Raw genomic sequence first — 20,113 nt, 5'->3', positions numbered from 1 at the left:
TACTCAAAACTGAGTGCAGTCAGAATATATTCCCGGAGGATCCATCATGTCTCTCGCCTCCCAGCCGGTCGGACGGCGTGAGCGAAACAAGCAACAAAAGCTGGACCGTATCACCGCGGCAGCCAGCGAGCTGTTCGCCGAGCACGGCATCGAGGATGTCACGACCCAGCAGATCGCCGACAAGGCGGACATCGGCACCGGGACCCTGTTTCTCTACGCCAAGTCCAAAGGTGAACTCCTGCTGCTCGTGCAGAACGCACTCTACGCCGAAGCACTCCAGCAGGGTCGGGCGGATGCCGAAACCATACCGGATGTCCTCGATGCGGTGATGGCCATCGTCCAGCCAATCGTGGAATGCAACCGCATCCAGGTCGACAACGGACGCACTTACCTGCGGGAGATGGTCTTCGGCGATCCCGAGGAGCCTCGACACAGCGAAGCTCTGTCCATCGTCGCGCAGACCGAGGAGGCCACCGCCGCCGTCCTGGGCAGGCACGAGCAGGCCGGTGCGGGTGATGCCGCAACGATGGCCCGCATCGTCACCGCGATCATGTTCCTCAGCATGGCGGCGAGCGTGAACGCCGCCTTGAGCATCGACGATATTGTTCAGGACATCCGGGCCCAGGTCGGCGTGCTGCTGTCTCGCTGACGCAATCAAGTGCTCGCACTAACACCGGTGTCCACCAGTCGCCTGCGGTCGTGGATCGGCAGGCGCCAGTCGTCAAGGACCTCATGGCCACGGTAGGAGCCAGAGACCGCGCCCAGCTGGTCGCCCACGCATACGGGGCATGTCTCGCCTCCTGATCCATCTACTGCGAGTGCGGTCGATGGATCAGTCCATGCGGACGATGCGAGCCGACCCCATTGACTGGACGATAAGAGGGTAAGCACCGGCCGCGGCAGCGGCGGGACCCCGCCGTCTAAGGTTGCACGTGACACAGCTACCCGACAGCCAGTGCCGTGCGAGTGAACCGGTAGGAGCGCAGTCAGCTCCGTCGCCACAATGGGCGCCTCCGCCGCCGGACCTGGCACGGCAGAGGCCCTCCGCCGGAAAAGCTCCGAGGGCGGGATGTCCTGATGCGTCGCCCACAACCGCAGCATCAGTCAGGCCAGACCTGTCACCTATGCCTAGCGACCAACTGCGCGCGGTCCGTAGCCGACGTTTGCCGTACATGTCTCCGACCCCGCCGACAATGGGCGCGGTAGCAGCGCCGTCCGGCAGAGTGAGAGTGATGACCAGGTGGTGTCGCCTGGCGGCCCGTTCAGGTGCAGGGGCAGTTGAGGCACAACGTGGATCTGCTCAACGGGCTCGTCAGCAGCCACAGGAGCGGCGGATGATGAGCTCCGTGGGCAGGAGCTGGATCTTCCCGTCTGTGTTCTTGGGCGAGAGGGCTGCTTCGAGGACTGCATCTGCGATTCGGTTGATGGGTTGCCGGACAGTCGTGAGCTGAGGCCAGCTGAATTCCGATTCGGAGGTTCCGTCGAACGAGACGACGGCGATGTCCTTTGGAATGGACAGGCCGGCTTCGTGGATGGCACGCAGTGCGCCTACTGCCAGCAGGTCGGAGCTAGCAAAGATGGCCGTGGGCAGCTTCGGCAGATCAAGCAGTCGACGGGTGGCTTCGTAGCCGCCCTGCCTCGTGAAGTCGGTGAATTCCGCGGGCCCCTCGGGCAGGCCTGCCTCGTGCAGTGCCTTCTTCCAGCCGTTATGTCGTGGGTCCACGCGGGAGGGGTCGATGTCTTTGCCGACCAGAATGGCAATGTCCTTGTGGCCATGGCCGATCAGGTGCTGCACTCCGATTGCGGCTCCCTGTTCAAAGTCGGTACTGATCGTGGGGATGCCGTGCACGGCGCTGGACTGGTCAATCAGGACCCTCCGAATCCCTTGGACCGGCATGGCGGCGACTTCACTTGGGCTGAGCACGGTGGCGAGGATGATCGCGTCGACCTGGCGTGATACGAGGTTGAGGGTATTTTGGCGCTCGGTGTCGGCGTCCGTGCGGGAGTTGGCGGCCAGGAGTGCGTACCCGCGGGATCCGGCCGCCTGCGCGATGGCGTCAGTGAGCTCGGCGAAATAGGGGTTGGTGCTGTCGGGGACGATCATCCCCAACAGCCGCGCGGAACCTATTGTCAGGGCGCGGGCGGTTGCGTTGGGCTGGTAGTGCAGCGCCTTGATGGCTTCGCGCACCCGGGCCGCAGTTGTTGCCGCGACCGGCTTGGGGCCGCCGTTGATGACGTAGCTGACAACTGCCGTGCTGACCCCCGCATAGCGGGCAACATCGGTTCGCGTTACCCTTCCGGTTCCGGCCTGTACCTGCGGATTTGCCATGTAGACCACCTTCCACTCCCTTGTTCTCAGTAGTCTACCCGCGTTGACCAGCTTTCTTGCCGAACTTAACCAGCATTTGTGGGTCTCAATGAGCCCCTTGCACGACAGAGTCTACCCGGGTAGACTCACTTTTGAGCCCATGAGCAGTGATCCTCCTCACGTTTCTCGCCTGACGATATCCAGGCATTTTGCACGCATTCCAGAAAATTTCAGCTTCTCCGAAGGGATCAATGATGACCATTCCGAAATCACCGAGCGGGGCGCGGATCCTCGCCGCGGCTGCCGCTGTCTCTATCGCAGCCGTGGCGCTCACCGGCTGCGGCGGCCCGGGAGCCAGCAGCACCGGCAGTACCGGAGCCACCGTCGTGGCTGGCTCGGGCGAGGGCACGATTAATGTTTGGGCGGTCGACGGCCAGGCGGCTGAGAACGACGCGTTGAAGAAGATCATCTCGAACTTCGAGAGCTCCCAGAGCAAGATCAAAGTGAATCTCAAACTCTTTCCCTCCGACCAGTACACCAAAGCCGTCAACTCCGCAGCCCCGGGTGATTTGCCCGATGTCCTTGACTTCGACGGGCCCACCTTGGCCAGCTTCGTCTACAACGGCAAAATGGCCCCGCTGAAAGGCTCCGTGTCCGACGCGACGCTGTCGAACCAGACCGACTCCATCAAATCGCAGAACACTGTCGATGATGCCGTCTATGGCGTGGGCATGATGAACGCCGGCCTTGCACTGTGGGGCAACAAGAAACTCCTGGACGCCGCCGGCGTTGCCTACCCCACCACTCCTGAAAAGGCTTGGCCGCTGACGAGTTCACGGGAGTTCTGGACAAGCTCGTCACGGTGGTTCCGGGCGGCAAGCCGCTGGATCTTTCGGAGCAGTACGGCTTTGCCGGCGAATGGGGAACCTGCTGTTCGGCGGGCCCGGTCATCTGGTCCGGCGGCGGCACCATGCTCAAGGACAACAAAGCATCCGGAGCGCTGGACTCAGATGCCAACGTGAAGTCCCTGACACAGTTCGCCAGCTGGAAGAAATACACTGACCCGAACGCAGACGGACTCGCCTTCACGAGCGGACGCGTCGCTTTGAGCTGGGTTGGTCACTGGACCTACCCGACATACAAAGCCCTGGGCAGCGATCTCGTCTCCATCCCCCTGCCGAACTTCGGCAAGGGCACCAAGACCGCATCCGGAACCTTCGCCTGGGGCATGGGCGCCACCACCAAGAACGGCTCCGCGGCCGGGAAGTTTCTGGACTTCCTGATGACTGACCAGAGCGTCAGCACCTACACCGACGCCAATGGCGCCCCTCCCGCCACCAAGACCGCGCTGGCCGCATCCACTCTCTACGGCCCCGGAAAGCAGCTGCAGCTCCTCGGCGATCAGCTAAGCAAGGCCTGCGGCACCGAGGACCAGATCGGCGACACCTGCGTCAGCGTCACCCGGCCGGTGACGGCAGGCTACCCCGTCGTCACAGATCAGGTGGGCAAAGCCGAGGCAGCCATCTACGCCGGCAAGGACGCCAAAGCGGCCCTGAGCGCCGCCGCCCGCGCCATCGACCAAAACTTCGCCGACAACGACGGATACAAGAAATAGACCTCCGGCAGTCGTCCGGCCGCCGCATCCAAGACGGCCGGCCGGACCACTCCGGACTCGCTCCCAGCGAAAGCCACCATCATGACCACTCAAACCAAACCGCAACAGATCCAGGCCACCACGGTGCCGGCAAGGCGCCGGTCGGCCGCCGGTCTTTCCGGGCACCGGTTCGCGGGCCCCCTCTTCGCCAGCCCGGCCCTGCTCGGACTCGCTATCTTCCTTGTCGCACCTTTCGTACTCGCACTCGTGCTGTCCTTCTACCGCGTGCAGCTCAACAGCCCGCGTCCGGCGCGTTTCGTCGGATTCGAACAGTACACGCGCTTGTTCACCGATCCTGACCTGGCCGCAGCCTTCGGCAACGCGCTGCTGAACAACTTCACGTTCGCCCTCATCGTCGTACCTGTGCAGACCGTTTTGGCCCTGGCACTGGCCGTCCTCGTCAACCGCAAACTGCGCGGCATGGTGATCTTCCGAACATTCATCTTCATGCCCCTGGTCTTCCCGCTAGCCTTGACAGCCGTGATCTGGCGGCTCATCTACTCCAGGGGAGACCAAGGACTCCTCAACGCCATCCTGGGTCTCTTAAGCGGCGGCTCATATACCGGCCACGACTGGCTCGGCGATCCCTCTACCGCACTCGGATCGATCATCGTCATGTCGATCTGGCAAAGCGTCAGCTTCCAGATGATCATCGTTCTCGCGGCGCTGCAAAGCGTGCCGACCGAACTTTACGAGGCGGCATCGCTCGACCGTGCCAACAAATGGGCTCAATTCCTCAATGTCACGGTGCCTGGCATCAGAAACACCCTGATCTTCGTCGCTCTCATCACCACGATCTTCTGCTTCCGGCTCTTCGACCAGGTGTATCTCCTGAGCCGGTCCGGGAGCGTCGACCGCGCCTCGACCGAGACGGTGATGACCCAGATCATCAACACCGGCTTCGACAACAACAACGTGGGTCAGGCCGCAGCCATGACCGTCATCTTCATGCTGATCATCACCGTGATCGCAATCATTCAACGCGCCGCGGTGCGCCAGCGAGGAGGAGTCTGATGACGATCTCAAAGAGTCTGAAGTCAGGGCGGCGGGGCGGCAGCATGAAACGCACCCGACGTTGGCAAACCGCACTGCACTACCTGATATTGACCGCCGTTTCGCTGTTCTTCTTCCTGCCCGTCTATTACCTCATCGTTGGAAGCTTCCGCCCGTCTTCGGAGGTCCTCAGCGGTATCAGCGGCTTCGTCCCCACGAACCTGTCCTTCCACAACTACACCGGTGTCTTCGAGCACCTCAGTTCAGAGGCCACGGGATACTTCGGACAGTTCGCGGCCGTTTCCATCATCGTCACCACCGCGGTGGTTGCCGGCAGCCTGGTCGTAAACTCGATGGCAGCCTATTCGTTCGCCCGGATGCAATGGCGGGGAAAAAAGGTCCTCTTCCTGCTGGTGATTGTCCTGACCATCATCCCGTTCGAAGCCGTCGCCTTGCCCCTGTATTACATGTTCTCCGGACAGCGGGACACCATCGTTATCCAGGCAATCCCGTTCATTGCCAACGCGTTCTCGATTTTCCTGTTCTACACCTTCTTCCTCGACGTCCCCGGCGAGATCGAAGAGGCAGCACGCCTTGACGGCGCCGGGCCATTCCGGACGTTCTTCCAGGTCGTGGTGCCCATCACCAAGCCGGCATTCGCCACCGTCGCCATCCTGACCTTCCTGGCCCAGTGGGGATCCTACCTGTGGCCGGTCCTCATGGTCTCGGACCCCACCGTCCGGCCGCTCCCGCTGGCAATCAGCATCTTCCAAAACCAACAGCCACCGGAATGGGGCCAGGTACTGGCCTTCGGAACGATGTTCATCGTCCCGGTCCTGGCAGTTTTCCTGATCTTCCAGCGCTGGTTCGTCGCCAGCATCAGCAGCTCCGCAGTCAAGGGCTAGCACTTCCCTACCGCGGCCCCGCCCGGGCGGACCGCCACCAACAGAAAAGGTAATGAATTGGTTTTCAGTCTCAACGACTCCTGGGTGTGGGACTTCTGGCTAGCCGACGACGGCTCCACCTTCCACATGTACTACCTCCACGCCCCCAAGAGCCTGGGTGACCCGGCTCTGCGACACCGCAACGCCCGAATCGGGCACGCCACCTCACAGGACTTGAGCACTTGGGTCTCTCACGGCGTCGTCCTTCAGCCCGATAACCCCGATGCATTTGATGCAACCTCGACCTGGACCGGAAGCGTGCTCCAGGGCCCCGACGGAATCTGGCGGATGTTCTACACCGGGGCCAGATTCTACGAAAAACACAACATCGAAGCCATCGGCGTCGCAACCTCACCAGACCTCCACACCTGGACCAAGCACCCGGCCACCGTCATTGAAGCCGACAGGCGCTGGTACGAAAAATACGGCGACTCCAGTTGGCCCGAAGAAGCCTGGCGGGACCCCTGGGTCTTCGCCGACCCTGCCGGCAACGGATGGCACATGCTGATCACAGCGAGGGCAAACACCGGAGACGTCGACAACCGAGGCGTCATCGGCCACGCCGTATCGCCGGACCTGGAAACCTGGGAGGTACGGCCGCCCCTGAGCCGGCCCGGAGCCGGCTTTGGACACCTCGAAGTCCCCCAGACCACCGTCATGGACGACCGGACCGTCCTGCTGTTCTCCTGCGGGGTGGACACGCTCGCTGCCAGGAAGGCAGAAGGATTCGGCGGCGGCGGGATCTGGAGCCTGGAAACGGACCAAACCAGCGGACCTTACGACGTCGCATCAGCGGCGATCGTCACCACGGCCCCGCTCTACAGCGGCCGCCTCATAAAGAACCGTGCCGGCCAATGGATGATGATGGCCTGCCATGACGCCAACAGCGACGGCTCCTTCGACGGCATCGTCTCGGATCCAATACCAGTCCAATGGGACGCCGAACGCGGCAGCCTGACCACGACACCACCGCACACCAGCACCGCCAACGCTCTTTAGCCCGTGACGAACCTGACCGCACCAACGCATGAGGAGTTCCATGCCAACCGATAACCGGGACGCGATCCTGCAACTGACAGCCGCCGGAGTGTCCGTGCTGATAGACGCCACGGACGGCCAACTGCCCGCCATCGTCCACTGGGGAGCCGGACTTCCAGCTTTGACCGCCCAACAGGCCGAAACCCTGGTTGGGGCCAGTGTCCCGGTGACCAGCTCCAACACCGTCGACCTGCCACCCCGGCCGGGTCTGCTGCCCGGGCACCACAGCGGCTGGACGGGACGTCCGGGATTGCGCGGCTCCTTCGATGGCATCGGCTGGTCACCCAAATTCCGCACCCAAACCGTGGCACTGAGCGGCACCCCGGTCACAGCATCCACGTCCTCCGGTCCCGGACTCCTTGAAATCAGCGCCCTCGACGACGCTGAACGGCTGCGCCTTGACCTGACACTGGAGCTGCTTCCCGGCGGCCTGCTGCGCAGCCGGGCACAACTGACCAACCTCTGCGACGAAAAGTACACGGTCGAAGACCTCGCACTGTCCTTCCCGATTCCCTCGGAAGCCACGGAACTGCTGGACTTCGCAGGCAACCACAACTACGAACGCATCCCCCAGCGGGGCACGCTGCGGACCGGCACGCACCTGCGCGAGAACCGCAAAGGCCGCACCGGCGCCGACAGCGCGTACATCCTGCACGCAGGAACCCCCGGATTCGGATTCGGCCACGGCCAAGTCTGGGCCGTCCACACGGCCTGGAGCGGAAACCACCAGCACTACGCCGAACGCGTCTTCACCGGCGAGCAACTGCTCGGCGGCGGGGAACTGCTCCTGCCCGGCGAAATCCGGCTGGGCCGCGGTGACAGCTATACAAGCCCCTGGATCTACGCCTCCTATGGGACCGGACTCGACGAGGTCGCACGCCGCTTCCACACCCATGTGCGCAGCCGCAGCCCCCAGGTCCCGGCTGAGCGGCCGGTGACGCTCAACGTCTGGGAAGCCGTCTACTTCGGCCACGACGAGGACAAACTCATCGACCTGGCCGAGCGCGCCGCCGCCATCGGCGTCGAACGTTACGTGCTCGACGACGGGTGGTTCGGTTCACGCCGCGACGACACCTCCGGGCTGGGCGACTGGGTGGTCTCACCGGACGTGTGGCCGACCGGACTCCACCCCCTGGCGGACCGCGTCCACGCTCTTGGTATGCAGTTCGGCCTGTGGTTTGAACCCGAGATGGTCAACCCCGACAGCGACGTCGCCCGCGCACATCCGGAATGGATCATGGCCGCCCGCACCGAATGGCCCGCGGAGTCACGCCACCAGCAGGTCCTCAACCTCGGCATCCCCGAAGCCTACGAGCACGTCAAAAAGCAGATCCTCGCGCTCCTGGCGGAGTACCGGATCGACTACATCAAATGGGACCACAACCGCGACCTCATCGAGGCCGGCAACCAGCTCGAAGCAGGCCGCCCGGGCGTTCACGCCCAGACCCTCGCGTTCTACGCCCTGCTGGAGGAAATCCGGTCACTGCACCCGGAGTTGGAGATCGAATCATGCTCATCCGGCGGTGCCCGGGTCGATCTGGGCGTCCTGGAACACACGGACCGGGTCTGGGTGTCGGACAACATCGATCCCCACGACCGGCAGACCATGCTGCGCTGGACCACGCAACTTCTGCCGCCGGAGTACATGGGCTCCCACATCGCTTCGGGGCGCTCCCACACCACCGGCCGCCAGCACGACCTGGCGTTCCGGGCAGGCACCGCCATCTTCGGACACCTCGGCGTCGAGTGGGACCTTGCCAAGGCCTCACCCGAGGAGATATCAGGACTGCGACGGTGGATCGCCTTCTACAAGCAGGAGCGTAGCCTCCTGCTCACCGGGGACGTCGTCCGAATGGACGGTCACGATTCCAACGCCCTGTTTCACGGCGTCGTCAGCAGGGACAGGTCGTGCGCGATTTTCGCGGCTGTGGCACTCGACAGCCTTTACCCGGATCCTGCCGGCCGCCTGAAGCTCCGCGGACTCGACCCGGACGCAACGTACCGGGTGGAACCCGTCTTCCCCTGGACAACACCCTCCGGGCTTCTGCCGCCCGAATGGTGGGGCCAGCCGGCGGCCTCCGGCCGGGCGACCGAACGCACGTCCCTGCGGGGAACCACTCAGGATGACGTGGTTTTCCCCGGAGCCACCTTCCCCGGCAACGTCCTGTCAAAGGTCGGCGTCGCATCCCCGAGGATCCACCCCGACCAGGTAGTCCTCTACCGCGTCACCAAGACCGGCTGACGCGGCGCCAACCTATACCGGAAGGCGCGCACCTCGTGTCCTGTGAGGCCGGGGCGACCACGCTGACCCCCACGGGTCGAATAATTGACGAGTTCTTGAGCAGCAAAGGGAACCATGATGATCACTCCAATCGAACCAGGACAGACCTTGCACGTCACCGGCAACAGCACCGGCCACATCGAGGACGAACTGAGCGCCGCGGTGATGCTGCTGCGCCAACGAGCCAGGGACGCCCGGCAGGGCATCCTCATCACCCGACTGGGTCCCGGCACATACACCGTCGCCTGCGATGCCAGCGTCCCCTACGGCGTCACAGATGAACGCGATACATGGACCTCCCAGGGACTGTGTTGCGGCCCGGACGTAGCCGCTAAAGACCTCCCGCAGTAACCCTTCCGGCCGGCTCGTTCCTGCCTATTTCGACTCCTTACCCGTGTGCCGCACCGGTTTCTTCCAGCGGCAGGCAGAAAGGCACCCATGACTTATTTGGCAGCTGACACCCGCTACGACTCCATGCCCTACCGCCGCGTGGGGCGCAGCGGCCTGAAACTCCCGGCCATCTCGTTGGGCCTGTGGCACAACTTCGGTGACGACAAGCCGTTCGAGATCCAGCGCGCCATCCTGCGCCGCGCCTTCGACCTCGGCGTCACCCACTTTGACCTGGCCAACAACTACGGCCCGCCCTACGGCAGCGCCGAGACCAACTTCGGCCGCCACTTCAAGGACGACTTCGCCCCCTACCGCGACGAACTCATCATCTCCAGCAAAGCCGGCTACGACATGTGGCCCGGCCCCTACGGCAACTTCGGCTCCCGCAAGTACCTGCTGGCCAGCCTCGACCAGTCCCTGGGCCGGATGGGCCTGGACTATGTGGACATCTTCTACAGCCACCGCCCGGACCCGGAGACGCCGATGGAAGAGACCATGGGCGCCCTGGACCAGGCCGTGCGCTCCGGCAAGGCGCTCTACGCCGGCATCTCGTCCTACACCCCTGAACAGACCCTCGAGGCGGCCCGGATTCTGAAGGAACTCGGCACCCCGCTGCTGATCCACCAGCCCAGCTACTCCATGCTCAACCGGTGGACCGAGAACGGCAGCCCCAACCTCTTCGAGGCCTTGGAACAGGTGGGCGCAGGCTCCATCGCCTTCTCGCCGCTGGCGCAGGGCATGCTCACCGACCGCTACCTGGCGGGCATTCCGGCCGATTCCCGCGCCGCCCAGCACAAGTCCCTGGGCGAATCCATGATCACTGAGGACAAGCTGGACCGTGTTCGCGGGCTCAGCCGGATCGCCGAGGGCCGCGGGCAGACCCTCGCACAAATGGCCATCGCCTGGATCCTGCGCGAGCAGGGCAAGGGCTCGCCCGTCACGTCCGCACTGGTCGGCGCGTCCAGCGTCCGGCAGCTCGAGGACACCCTGACCGCCATCAACAACCTGGATTTCACGGCCGACGAGATCGACGCAATCGATGAGTTCGCCGTCGAATCCGACATACAAATATGAACATGACACGCACCACCACGACCAGCCTGGCCGACGGCCGGGAGATTCTCTACTTTGACGACGCCGCCACAGCGGATCGGGCCCCCGAGTCCCTGGCGGACCACCGTGAACTGCCCGTTCGCCCCGACCCGGGCCAGTTACGCTTCGACGCGCTCAGCCGGGAATGGGTCGCCGTCGCCGCCCACCGGCAGTCCCGCACACACCTGCCGCCGGCGGACCAGTGTCCGATCTGCCCGACGACCCCGGCCAACCTGACCGAGATTCCGGCTCCGGACTACGACGTGGCTGTCTTTGAAAACCGCTTCCCCTCACTGGGCCCCGTCACGAACGAGATCCCCTCGGCGCCGGGCTGGGGAACCTCGACGCCGGCCGTGGGCCGCTGCGAGGTCGTGGCCTTCACCCCGAAGCACACCGGATCCTTTGCCGAACTGGGCTGGCGCCGCACACGAACCGTGATTGACGCCTTGGCCCACCGGACCGAGGCCCTCAGCGCCCTGCCCGGCATCCGACAGGTCTTCCCGTTCGAAAACCGGGGTGCCGAGATCGGGGTCACCCTGCACCACCCGCACGGGCAGATCTACGCCTACCCCTACGTGACGCCCCGCGCGGCGGTCCTGGCCGCCGCAGCCGGCGCCCACTTCGATGCTTTGGACGGCACGGCGACGCTCGCCGCGTCCGTGCTGCAGGCCGAGCGCAGTGACGGCAGCCGCATGGTCCTGGAAGGCGAACACTTCAGCGCCTACGTGCCGTTCGCCGCGCGCTGGCCCCTGGAAGTCCACCTCGTCCCGCACCGCCAGGTACCGGACCTGGCCGCGCTGACCGGGGCCGAACGCGATGAGCTGGCGCACCTCTACCCCGAACTCCTCAAGCGCTTTGACGCCCTGTACCCGACGCCGACTCCCTACATTGCGGCCTGGCACCAAGCCCCGCTGGAGGCGGATATGCGCAGAGCCGGTCAACTGCACCTGCAACTGACCTCCCCGCGGCGCGCAGCGGACAAGCTCAAGTACCTGGCGGGCTCCGAGGCGGCAATGGGGGCCTTCATCAACGACACCACCCCCGAATCGGTCGCCACCCGGCTACGGGAAGTGGCCAGTGAAGCCGTCGGCCACCCAGCCGGCATCCCGACCCGCACCACCCTGACCCCGGAAGGCGCCCCTGCATGAACACGACCAACCGCGCCGACACCCCTCCGGACAGCCTGATCAGCCGTTTCGAGGTCACCTTCGGTGCGGCCCCGGACGGCGTCTGGGCCGCCCCCGGCCGGGTAAACCTGATCGGCGAGCACACCGACTACAACCAGGGATTCGTCCTGCCCTTCGCGATCGAAAAGCGGGCCAGAACCGCCGTCCGACTCCGCGACGACTCCACCGTCCGGCTGCTGTCCACGATTGGCGACCAAGGGCTCGTCGAGGCCGACGCCGCCGCCCTGGCGCCGGGCGCCGTCACCGGCTGGGCCAAGTATCCCCTCGGAGTGGTTTGGGCGCTGCAGCAGCACGGCATCAAAGTCCCCGGCTTCGACCTGCTGCTGGACTCCGACGTCCCGCTCGGGGCGGGGCTGTCCTCCTCGCACGCCATTGAATGCGCCCTCATCACGGCCCTCAACGAGCTCACCGGTGCCGGGCTGTCAGCCGAGGAAATGGTTATGCTGACCCAGCGCGCGGAAAACGCGTTCGTCGGCGCGCCGACCGGCATCATGGACCAGTCGGCGTCGTTGCGCGGCGCCAGCGGCCACGCCGTCTTCCTCGACTGCAGGGACCAAGCCGTGCAGTTGGTCCCGTTCGAGGCGCAGGAGGCCGGGCTGGTCCTGCTCGTCATCGACACGAAAGTCTCGCACTCCCACGCAGACGGCGGTTACTCCTCCCGCCGAGCGTCGTGCGAACTCGGTGCCCAGATCCTTGGCGTGTCCGCCCTGCGCGATGTCGCCGTCACCGACCTACAGAACGCCCGCGGGCTGCTTGATCCGACGACGTTCCGGCGGGTCCACCACATCGTCACTGAAAACGACCGCGTACTCCAGACGGTGGACACCCTCCGCGCCCACGGCGCCGCGCACATCGGGGACCTCCTCGATGCCAGCCACGCCTCGATGCGGGACGATTTCGAAATATCCTGCCCCGAACTCAACCTCGCCGTGGACAAGGCACGGACCAATGGCGCCATCGGCGCCCGCATGACCGGCGGGGGCTTCGGCGGCTCGGCGATCGCCCTCACCCCGGTACAGGACGAGCAGCAGGTCCGCGACGCCGTCATCCTTGCCTTCGCGGCGGCGGGATTCACCCGGCCGGAGATCTTCTCCGTCACCCCGTCGGCGGGCGCAGCCCGGACCTCCTGATCTGTGGCAACGCCGGCCGCATGAACACGCCACAGTCCAGTCCGCCATCCTTGGAGCCGGATGAGAATTCTCGTCAGCGGAGGCACCGGTTCCATTGGTTCGCGCACCGTTCGGTCCTGCAGGAGGCCGGGCACGATGTGGCGGTGATAGACAACCTGATCAACGCCAGCGAAAAATCACTGCACCGGGTCGCCGACACGCGCCTAAGGCTATTACTCCCGCGGACCGGGGAAGGCACCGGCGCCGCTGTGGTCTTCTGAGAAATGCGGGTTGGCTGCTTCAGTGTGAGCACAGGCTCCGTCCGGCCCCGACCCTCCAGCACGGTCGATAGCGGAAATTACGTCAACCCGGGCAGTCCCTGGCGGGAGCTCCGCCAGATAAATCTGGGGGGCGGCGACTGGAGATGTCTGATTGCACAAGTTCTCCTCAACATCTGTTCTGATCTTTTTGGGCATGGAACAACTATTGGGGTGGGACCAATGACATGGCTTCCGTGCCTCTCCGGCAATTCCGGGGCGACGCCGGTATACGTTGCATGCTGATGCAGTCGACGGCGCGGCTGATCGGGACACTGACGTTGTGGCGTGACCTGGCGGCCTAGGAGTCGCTGCCAGACGCGTTCCTCTATCGCAGGACGAATCGGCGGCGCCGACAACATCACCGACGGCCGGGTCCAGAGCCGGGAGTCTACACGATGTCCACCCTCTGGTTGCAGTTCGACAGACATTACGAGACGTCGTGCACTGATCAGCCCCTTGCTGAAAAACGCCCTTGCCGCAGGTCTATCCGGTGAGGTCCTTCGCCCGGGTTTCCGGAAGACTCCACGCGACCAGCGTGGAGATTGCCAGCAGAACCACCACATAGATGGTGAACCCTCCCGGACCGAACGACGCATTCGCCCAGTTCTGGAGATACGGTGCCGTCCCGCCGAAAACGGCCACGGCGACTGCGTAGGGCACAGCGACGCCCACTGTGCGGATCCGCGTGGGGAAGAGCTCTGCGAATACCGCAGGTGAAATGGACAGCGTTGCACCCATGAAAACCAGGATGATGGTGGCCGGCAGAAAGAGGGACCAGAAGCTCTGGCCCACAGTGTTTACCAGCAGCGGGAAGAGGATGATGGGCGCGCCGGTTCCTATCAAAAGGCTGGGTCGGCGGCCGAAACGGTCAGAGAACTTGCCCCAGAACGGCAGAGAAATGATCAGTACGACGTTGCTTAGAACGCTGGCCAGAAGTGCGGTTCCCTGGTCCATCTTGTGGATGAGGACAGCCTGCTGCACCGCGCTGACAGACCAGACGTAGTAGCAGACGGTACCCCCGACGCCCAGGCCGATCACTCGGAGGGCGGAGCGCCAGTTCCTGCGGATCTCCGGCCACATCGGCTGGCGAACGGTCGCCTTCGCGGCGGTGAACGCCTCGGTTTCCTTCATCCGTGAACGGGCGATCAGGGTGTACAGGCCCAGGAGCGCGCCGACAACGAAAGGGATGCGCCAGCCCCACGACTGCATGTCGGGCTTACTGAGGACTGTGTTCAGCAGCACCCCGAACAGCAGCCCGATCACAATGCCGGAGGTGCCGGAGACGTAGATCAACGAGGACCAGAGACCGCGGCGGGACGCCGGGGCGGACTCTGCAATGTAGGTCTGGGCTGAGGGCATTTCACCGCCGTGGGCCAGCCCCTGTAGGAGCCGGGCAGTGAGAAGCACTACGGCGGCCCAGGCACCTGCGGAGTTGTAGGTGGGAACCAGCGCGATCATCAGGGATCCGAACGATGCGAGGCCCACGGTGGAGATCATCGACGCGCGGCGGCCAAGATGGTCCGCCATCCAGCCAAAGAGTAGGCCGCCAACTGGGCGGGCAACGAAGCCCACGGCGAAGACCGCCATCGCCCCCAAAAGGGCGGCCAGGGGGTCTTTGGGGTTGAAGACCTCTGTGGCGAAGTAGATGGCGAAGGCTGAGTAGATGCCCCAGTCATACCATTCGAGAGCGTTGCCCATGCCGGTGGCGACGAGAGTCTGCCGCTGGGATTTGGTCGCCTTGAGCGAGGCCCGGGCGGCCGGGATCTTTTCCTGCACGGCGAGGGGCGCCATGCCGTTAGTTGTTGGATCCATCATCAAAAGTCCTTGGTATTGGGGGAAGGATTGGGGTAGCGGGGAAGGTCAGACGCCGGCGAGCTGGGCCAGTTGGCCCACGGCCAACTGGGTGTACAGGGCGGTACCGTCAACCAGGACGCTGTCATCGAACGCCGCGCGCGGGGAGTGGTTGAACGCCGCGTCCGGGCCGCCGGCAAGCGGGGTGGCGTCCAGGCAGATGAAGCTGCCCGGCACGCGGGCGAGGACGTCCGCAAAGTCTTCGGACCCGCCCAGCGGTGCGGCGAGCCGGTGGTGGCGTTCGGCGCCGAAAAGTTCGGTGATCTGGTCGGCGGCAAATGCGGTCTGGGCCTCGTCCGTCACCGTGACGCGTCCCCCCACGTGATAATTGATGTCGACTTCCAGCCCGTGGGCAGATGCGATGCCTTCCAGCAGGCGCGGAATGGCCGACTGCATTTTGGTTCTGGCCTCGTCGGAATACATCCGCAGGCTCGCGCCGAATTCGGCGGTGTCCGGAATGACGTTGATGGCCTCGCCGGCCTTGACCATTCCGACCGAGACCACCACGGGGTCGTGGGCGTTGAACTGGCGCGTGACCATGTGCTGGAGGCCGAGGATCATTTCCGCCATAACCGGGACGGGGTCCTGCGCCTGGTGCGGCGCCGACCCGTGACCGCCGCGGCCTATGACCTTGACGAAGAGCGCGTCCGCGGCGGACATCATGACCCCCGGCTTGGTTTCGAAGCGGCCCGTATTGCCGCCCGCGCTGAAGACGTGTAGCCCGTAAGCGGCGTCGGCCCGCCGGCCGGACAGCTCCAGAATGCCTTCCTCAATCATCATCGGAGCGCCCGCCAGCAGTTCTTCGGCGGGCTGGAACATGAAGACGACGTCGCCGGCCAGTTGGTGGCGGCGCTCGGCGAGCAGACGTGCCGCACCGACGAGCATCGCCGTGTGCAGGTCGTGGCCGCAGGCGTGCATGCGGTTGGCCACCTCCGACGTGAAATGGATGCCGGATTCCTCCTGGAGCGGCAAGGCGTCCATGTCTGCGCGTAGCAGAACGGCCGGCCGGGCGGCGCCGTCGGACGTGTCTCCGGCGGTACCGCGCAGAACGGCACCCACGGAGGTGAGGCCCTTGCCCAGGGTGATCTCCAGCGGCAGGTCGGCCAGCGCTTCGAGTACCTTCTCCTGGGTGCGGGGCAGTTCCAGACCCAGCTCTGGGTGGCGGTGCAGGTCGTGGCGCAACTGAACGATGTCGCCGTGGAGCGCGCGGGCATCTTCAAGAATTTTGGCGACGGACACGGAGTGTTCCCTTCGAATGAACAGGTGATCCACAAAAACGTGGTTTGGCTTCTTTCGAGTATGTGAGCTGTACTACCTGCCGTCCATGACCAATATTGCAGGAATAGCATGCCGTCGCGGCATGGATCAGTCGCTGGCGCCCTCAGTCGAGGGCGAAGCCGGGTGAGCCGGGGACGGAGGCGAGGAGCTTCCTGGTGTAGTCGTGTTGCGGGTCCCGGTAGACGGTGTCGATGGGGCCCTGTTCCACGATGCGGCCTTGGAACATGACCACCACTTCGTCGCAGACCTGCTGGACGACGGCGAGGTTGTGCGAGATTAACAGCATGGCGCTATCCACGGTGCCGCGCATGTCCTGGAGCAGCCGGATGACGTCGGCCTGGACTGAAACGTCCAGGGCAGAGGTGATCTCGTCCGCGATGACGAGTTTGGGCTTGAGCATGAGGGCCCGGGCGATCGCGATTCGCTGGCGTTGCCCGCCGGAAAACTCGTGCGGATACCGGGTGGCGGCGGACGGGTCCAGTTTGACGCGTTCCAGTGCGGCCGCGATGGCGTCCCGGTGCTCTCTGGGGTCCGCGCCGTGCGGGTCGAGCGCTTCGGCCAGAGTCTGCCCTGTGGTTCGGCGCGGGCTGAGCGAGGAGTAAGGGTCCTGAGGGATGTACTGGACTTCGCGGCGCATCTGCTGCCGGCGCTTGCCCTGCATACGGGTGAAGTCCTCGCTGCCGATGAAGATTTCGCCGCTGCTCGGTTTGTTGATGCCCACGAGGGTCTTGCCGAGGGTTGATTTCCCTGAGCCTGATTCACCGACCAGCCCCACCACGGAGCGGGCGGGGACGGCGAGCGTCACGTCCTTAAGCACGTGGGCGGCGCCGAAGCTGACATCGAGGTTGCGGACGGACGCGGCCATCGGAACGTCGGTTCCGCCTGGTTGAAAGCCGGCCCCGGGCCCTCCGGGAACATTGAGAACATCTGCGTGTGCGTTCATGACGTGAGAACTCCAGGATTTTCCGGAACCGGGCCGCGATCCAGAACCGGGATGGCGGCCAGCAGTGCCTTGGTGTAGGGGTGGTGGACATCTCGGGCGGCCAGTTGGGCGGACGTCAGCCGCTCGACGATTTCGCCGGACTTCATCACCAGGATGGTGTCGCAGAGTGCTTCCACAACACCAAGGTCATGGGAGATGAACAGCATGGCGGTCCCCTGCTCCCGGCGGATGCGGCGAAATTGCCGCAGGACTTCTGCCTGGACGGTGACATCGAGCGCCGTCGTAGGCTCATCGGCGACGATCAGCTTCGGCGAAGTGACAATCGAGGCAGCGATCATGGCCCGCTGGCGCATGCCGCCGGAGAGCTCATGCGGGTGCTGCCGAAGCCGGCGGGCCGGTTCAGTGATGTTCACGCTGGCCAGCGCCTGGGTGATGACGTGGCGTGCCTGGGCGCCTCCCATGCCCAGGTGGGTACGGAGCACCTCGGTGAGCTGGGAACCCATCCGCAGGGCCGGATTGAACGTGGTTCCCGGATCTTGATAGACGATGCTGATGTCTTTGGCCAAGCGTGACGTGTCGGGCTCAGCCAGCATGTTCATGTTGTCCACGCGCAGCAGGTCTGCCTCCACCGTCAAGCCTTCGGTGGGCAGCCCTGCGATGGCCATGGCCGTGAGGGACTTCCCGGAACCTGATTCGCCTACCAGGGCCAGCACTTCACCGGGATCGATACTCAACGAAATGCCCTTCACGAGGTCGGGCCCGCCGGGGACACCGATCTTCAGGTTCTCGACTCTCACGAGTGCGCGGTCCGACGCCGGGACCGCCACCGAGCGGTTCTGGTGGACCACCCGGCGGAAGAAGCTCCGCTTGGCGCGGGGATCGGCGTCGGCAGCCAGCGCGTCCCCGATCAGCATGACCGAGAGCCCGGTCAGGGCGATCATGACAGAGGGGCCGAGGGCCTCGACCGGCTGGGTGTAGAGGGCCCCGAGGCTGTCGTTCAGGAGCCGGCCGAAGTCGTAGTCCGGCGACTGCACACCGAGCCCGATGAAGGACAACGCGGAAATTTCAACAAGGGAGAGCGCGAACACCGTGGCGGACAGGATCAGCAGGGGCTCGGCCATGTTGGGCAGCATGTGCCGTACCGCGATGCGGACCGGGCTGACGCCGAGGAGGCGCGCTGTGACCACATAGTCGCTGCTGGACACCGAGGAGGCCAGATTGGCCGTGATCCGGACGAAACCGGGAATGCCGGCGATGCCGATCGCGACGACGGCGGAAGAGACACCGGGCTCCAGCACGGCGGCGATCACCAGCGCGAAGATCAGGCTGGGGTACGCTACGGCGGTCTCGAGGACGCGCAGGGCGGCCTCGCGGACACGCCGGCCCGAGAGCCAGATGGCCAGGCCGATCAGGATGCCGGAGACCGCCGTAATAGCCGCGGCACCGGCGGTCATGAGCAGGGTCAGCCGGGTCGCCACGAGGGCGCGTGCCAGCAGGTCCCGGCCGAAGTCATCGGTGCCCAGCCAGTGTGCGGGGCTGGGTCCCTGGGCGGCGTCGGGGGTCAGCTGTTCGGCCGCCTGCTTCAAGGTCAGTGGTGCAATGACGGCGATGAGAATCAGTGCGAGCATCAGCGCGGCGCCCGTTGCCATGGCGGGAGTCCAGAACTCCCGGCTCCTAAACCTAGACGTCATGGGAAGTTCCTCCGAGGTTGCGGGGGTCGATGATGGCCAGGATCAGGTCCACCAGAATGATGATGAGGGTGGCCAGAAGCCCGAGGACAAGGATGATTCCCCGGATCACGGGATAGTCTCGCTGCAGGATCGCGTTAACGATCCCCTGCCCCAGTCCGGGCCACGCAAAGACGGTTTCGATGACCACGGCGCCGCCGAGCTGCGCGGCGAGGATGAGTCCCGAGAGCGTCAGCGTGGTGGTGAGCAGGTTCGGCAGGACGTAGCGGGCATGCGTGCGCAGGGCGCCCAGCCGCCAGCCGCGGGCGGTCCGGATGTAGTCCTTGTCCAGGACCACGGCGGTTTCGCGCCGCACAATCCGGGAGATGACGCAGATCGGGCCCAACATGAGGGCCGCGGTGGGAAGCACCAGCGAGTTCAGGGTCGCCGCCCCCGCGGCGGGTAGCCATCGCAGGGTCACGGCAAACACCACCACGAGCAGTGTTGCCACCACGTACTGCGGAATCGAGTAGATGAGGCTGGTCAGGAAGTTGAACCCGGCGTCCAGCCACCGGTTCCGCCCGCCGCGGGTGAGGATGGCCACCGCCATGCCCAGCGGCACGGAGACGAGCAGGACCAGGGCAATGGCCAGCAGGGCGATCTCGGCGGTGAACGGGAATCGAGTGAAGATCAGGGTGGAGACGCTCTCGCCACTGACGAAAGAGGTTCCCAGGTCCAGGCGGAGGACGCCCGAGACATAGTTGACGAACTGGGTGAGGAGCGGCAGGTCCAGGCCGAGTTCGGCCCGGACATTCGCGATCTGCGCCGGGCTGGCGCCGTCACCGGCGGCGATCACGGCCGGATCGCCCGGGATGAGCGGCACGATCAGGAATGTCACGACGGTGAGTACCGCGAACGAGAGCAGTAGCCCGCTGAGCCGGCGCAGCGAGAACCGGGCCCACGGATGGCGGATGAGGCGGCGTCCCGCACTCCCGGCATTAACTCCGGGAGTGCGGGAAGCTTCAGCAATGCTTGAAGAAGTCATGAGCTGTTTTCCG

17 protein-coding genes and 1 pseudogene are annotated in these 20,113 nt (G+C 64.9%); 12 read left to right on the top strand and 6 right to left on the bottom strand.

Features of this window, described 5'->3' with window-relative positions:
- Positions 1-46 precede the first annotated feature (46 nt).
- Positions 47-649, top strand: a complete 603-nt coding sequence (locus LDO15_RS09620) for a TetR/AcrR family transcriptional regulator (protein ID WP_223986429.1) — start codon at positions 47-49, stop codon at positions 647-649.
- 663 nt (positions 650-1,312) lie between these two features.
- On the opposite strand, the gene LDO15_RS09615 is transcribed toward LDO15_RS09620, so the two are convergent.
- Complete coding sequence (locus tag LDO15_RS09615) at positions 1,313-2,329, bottom strand: LacI family DNA-binding transcriptional regulator (RefSeq protein WP_223986427.1); 1,017 nt, start codon at positions 2,327-2,329, stop codon at positions 1,313-1,315.
- Positions 2,330-2,631: 302 nt separating this feature from the next.
- Between LDO15_RS09615 and LDO15_RS09610 the strand changes: the two genes are divergently transcribed.
- The 11 genes and pseudogenes from LDO15_RS09610 to LDO15_RS09560 all read left to right on the top strand — a co-directional run.
- Positions 2,632-3,330 carry an extracellular solute-binding protein gene (locus tag LDO15_RS09610; protein WP_223986424.1) on the top strand — a complete coding sequence of 233 codons (699 nt, stop codon included), beginning with the start codon at positions 2,632-2,634 and terminating at the stop codon, positions 3,328-3,330.
- Positions 3,279-3,923 (top strand): extracellular solute-binding protein, encoded by a 645-nt coding sequence (locus tag LDO15_RS09605; RefSeq protein ID WP_263428354.1) that lies wholly within the window; start codon positions 3,279-3,281, stop codon positions 3,921-3,923. The genes LDO15_RS09610 and LDO15_RS09605 overlap by 52 nt, the downstream gene beginning before the upstream one ends.
- Positions 3,924-4,004: 81 nt before the next feature.
- Positions 4,005-4,976 carry a sugar ABC transporter permease gene (locus tag LDO15_RS09600; RefSeq protein WP_223986419.1) on the top strand — a complete coding sequence of 324 codons (972 nt, stop codon included), beginning with the start codon at positions 4,005-4,007 and terminating at the stop codon, positions 4,974-4,976.
- A 44-nt stretch (positions 4,977-5,020) separates the two neighbouring features.
- Positions 5,021-5,860, top strand: a complete 840-nt coding sequence (locus LDO15_RS09595) for a carbohydrate ABC transporter permease (protein ID WP_223986416.1) — start codon at positions 5,021-5,023, stop codon at positions 5,858-5,860.
- 57 nt (positions 5,861-5,917) lie between these two features.
- A complete protein-coding gene (locus LDO15_RS09590; RefSeq protein ID WP_223986413.1) occupies positions 5,918-6,898 on the top strand; it encodes a glycosyl hydrolase family 32 in 981 nt (326 codons plus the stop codon).
- 40 nt (positions 6,899-6,938) lie between these two features.
- Positions 6,939-9,179, top strand: a complete 2,241-nt coding sequence (locus LDO15_RS09585) for an alpha-galactosidase (RefSeq protein WP_223986410.1) — start codon at positions 6,939-6,941, stop codon at positions 9,177-9,179.
- A 114-nt stretch (positions 9,180-9,293) separates the two neighbouring features.
- Entirely contained in the window at positions 9,294-9,569 is a 276-nt protein-coding gene (locus tag LDO15_RS09580; RefSeq protein WP_223986407.1) for a hypothetical protein, read from the top strand.
- 87 nt (positions 9,570-9,656) lie between these two features.
- On the top strand, positions 9,657-10,682 hold the full coding sequence (gene mgrA / locus LDO15_RS09575) for an L-glyceraldehyde 3-phosphate reductase (RefSeq protein WP_223986405.1): 1,026 nt from the start codon (positions 9,657-9,659) through the stop codon (positions 10,680-10,682).
- A gap of 2 nt (positions 10,683-10,684) precedes the next feature.
- Positions 10,685-11,848: a galactose-1-phosphate uridylyltransferase gene (galT, locus tag LDO15_RS09570; protein ID WP_223986403.1), complete on the top strand. Its 1,164-nt coding sequence runs from the start codon at positions 10,685-10,687 to the stop codon at positions 11,846-11,848.
- Positions 11,845-13,017, top strand: coding sequence for a galactokinase (gene galK / locus LDO15_RS09565; protein ID WP_223986399.1), 1,173 nt, complete (start codon positions 11,845-11,847; stop codon positions 13,015-13,017). The genes galT and galK overlap by 4 nt, the downstream gene beginning before the upstream one ends.
- Before the next feature lie 60 nt (positions 13,018-13,077).
- Positions 13,078-13,214: pseudogene (locus LDO15_RS09560) on the top strand (NAD-dependent epimerase/dehydratase family protein); the annotation flags it as partial.
- A gap of 585 nt (positions 13,215-13,799) precedes the next feature.
- On the opposite strand, the gene LDO15_RS09555 reads toward LDO15_RS09560, so the two are convergent.
- From LDO15_RS09555 to LDO15_RS09535, 5 genes are all read right to left on the bottom strand, one after another.
- Positions 13,800-15,131 (bottom strand): MFS transporter, encoded by a 1,332-nt coding sequence (locus tag LDO15_RS09555; RefSeq protein ID WP_223986397.1) that lies wholly within the window; start codon positions 15,129-15,131, stop codon positions 13,800-13,802.
- 45 nt (positions 15,132-15,176) lie between these two features.
- Entirely contained in the window at positions 15,177-16,406 is a 1,230-nt protein-coding gene (locus LDO15_RS09550) for a M20 family metallopeptidase (protein ID WP_223986395.1), read from the bottom strand.
- 142 nt (positions 16,407-16,548) lie between these two features.
- Positions 16,549-17,388: an ATP-binding cassette domain-containing protein gene (locus LDO15_RS09545; RefSeq protein ID WP_223986393.1), complete on the bottom strand. Its 840-nt coding sequence runs from the start codon at positions 17,386-17,388 to the stop codon at positions 16,549-16,551.
- Positions 17,385-19,079, bottom strand: a complete 1,695-nt coding sequence (locus LDO15_RS09540; RefSeq protein WP_223986389.1) for a dipeptide/oligopeptide/nickel ABC transporter permease/ATP-binding protein — start codon at positions 19,077-19,079, stop codon at positions 17,385-17,387. The genes LDO15_RS09545 and LDO15_RS09540 overlap by 4 nt, the downstream gene beginning before the upstream one ends.
- Entirely contained in the window at positions 19,069-20,100 is a 1,032-nt protein-coding gene (locus LDO15_RS09535; RefSeq protein WP_223986386.1) for an ABC transporter permease, read from the bottom strand. Before LDO15_RS09535 ends, LDO15_RS09540 begins: the two co-directional genes overlap by 11 nt.
- Positions 20,101-20,113: the final 13 nt, after the last annotated feature.

This window comes from Arthrobacter sp. NicSoilB8, assembly GCF_019977355.1.
Lineage (GTDB): Bacteria > Actinomycetota > Actinomycetes > Actinomycetales > Micrococcaceae > Arthrobacter.
The sequence above is the reverse complement of the archived record's forward strand: the minus strand, read 5'-3'. Positions and strand labels throughout refer to the sequence as shown.